This window comes from Gordoniibacillus kamchatkensis (assembly GCF_000829455.1).
Taxonomy (GTDB): Bacteria; Bacillota; Bacilli; order Paenibacillales; family NBRC-103111; genus Gordoniibacillus; species Gordoniibacillus kamchatkensis.
The window spans coordinates 1-1,751 of record NZ_JXAK01000142.1 but is presented as its reverse complement, the minus strand read 5'-3'; the positions used below and the strand labels follow the sequence as shown (position 1 = coordinate 1,751).

Here is a 1,751-nt window from a genome sequence, read left to right as displayed (position 1 = left end):
TCAAACACTTTCTTCGAACGCATTTTGTCCCGCCTCCCATTACCTTTAGTTTAATTAATTGGGGGCTTGGACTCCAGTTTAATTAGGGGGCCTAGGAGAAAGCTCCATCTAAAATGGCGACTGCCCGCGAAAATGCCGGGAAACGGCGAGATTAGCCAGAGGTTTTCCTGCAAAAGGATCAAAAACAAGAGGATGAGCACAAAATAACGGGAGGTTTTCCAGCTGCCCGAAAAAGTACGGCTGCGCTGCGGATTGAAAATGTGGGGCTCCAGCAACGCCCACACTCGTGTTCCCTCGAATTGGCGGGAACACGAGCTCAAAGGCTTATGCTTACGAAGCGAGATTTTGCTACGCTAACCTTGTAGCTCCCAGGGCCCGCATCCCATCTTCCGCTCCGCCTTTCTCGGGCAGCCCGAGGCTTTCCTGTTAAATCGCAACGTCTCGTGCCCCGCCGGCAGATTGACCGGTTCCCTATCGTCGCTTAAAGCTTCAAATTGAACCTATAGCATTCGTTCCCGTCGTCATCGGCGAAACTTTCCGCGATTGTGAAGCCAAGGCTTTCAAAAAGCCGGCGAGAACGCTTGTTAAAAATATAGATGCCGTTCGTTCTAATATTCGTCCGCCCCAGCACCTTTGCGCGATTGATGATCAACCTCATGACGCGCTTCCCGATTCCTTTCGACCGGTACTCCGGATTTCCTATGACGATCGGAACGCCGGATTCGTGAAACAGTGCGACATCTCCGATCGGGAGCCACCCGTCCTTTGTATCGACCTCGATGATGTATACTTCTGCTTTATTCAACAAATAGTTGTACATGGCCTGTACCTTTTCGTAATCGTAAGGCTTGGACGACGCTCCGCCCTCGGAGTAATAAAGAACCTCAGGGTCTTGGTACCAAGGAACAGCTGCGGCGACATCTTGAGGCAAAGCAATGGGGCGCAATCGCAAATCGTTATCGATCAATTCCATCGGCATCCCGCCTTTTCGGTAAGGTGCAGGAGCGGCATCCCAATTCGGCTTGCGGCTGCGCCGGTCATCGTCGACATGCAAAAGGCACGACCCGGGGCCCCCTTCTAAGGGTCCCCAGCTTGTACCTCGATGTCGGCCACATAAACGCCCGATCCCGAAATTTCAACCTCGTACGTATCTCCGCTCGGAGTGACGCTGACGTGCACGCGCCCTTCCCGTCCGATTTCATGGCCTTGCTCGACGACAAGCTGCAGCGGCCTGGCGGCGCTTTGGCGGATGTACCTCGCATAATAGGCGCCCATAACCCCCGATGCCGTACCCGTAACCGGATCCTCCGTCGTTCCCGAGAATGGTGAGGAAAAATGGCGCGCATGCATATGAGCGGCAGCATCGTACGTTTCCAAGCAGAACGGATGCACCGAGGCTCTCGGCATCTGTTGCAAAATTTCAGGGAACCTGTTGTTGTCGGGAGCCATTCTGGTGAACGCCTCCAGCCGTTTGACGGGAACAAGCAGCGTCCAGATGCCGGTGCTGCCGTACACGATCGGCAAGTCCGGGTCCAAGTCGTCCGGCGAAAGACCGATCGAGGACGCCAAGCTATCGGCCCGCCCCTCGAAAGCGACGAACTGGGCGGGAGACTGCCGCATCGTAATGAGCGCCGTCCCTTCTGCCTCGTTCTGTATAAGAATGCGCCGGGACTCGGTGATCATGAGCTTCTGCCGAATTTCACGGCATACTACAACGATCCGTACACGGCTTTCAGTAAAGAGGTGAAGGC

At 54.8% G+C, this 1,751-nt stretch carries 2 protein-coding genes; both read right to left on the bottom strand.

Features of this window, described 5'->3' with window-relative positions:
• Positions 1 to 481: 481 nt before the first annotated feature.
• Complete coding sequence (locus SD70_RS32490; protein ID WP_197081256.1) at positions 482 to 973, bottom strand: GNAT family N-acetyltransferase; 492 nt, start codon at positions 971 to 973, stop codon at positions 482 to 484.
• Between the two features lie 104 nt (positions 974 to 1,077).
• Positions 1,078 to 1,751, bottom strand: a 674-nt coding sequence (locus tag SD70_RS32485; protein WP_156158317.1) for a PhzF family phenazine biosynthesis protein, incomplete at its 5' end; no start/stop codon positions are given.

Bases quoted from the DNA above. Each gene is read 5' to 3' on its own strand.
- SD70_RS32490 (WP_197081256.1), bottom strand. From the start codon at position 973: ATGGAATTGATCGATAACGATTTGCGATTGCGCCCCATTGCTTTGCCT.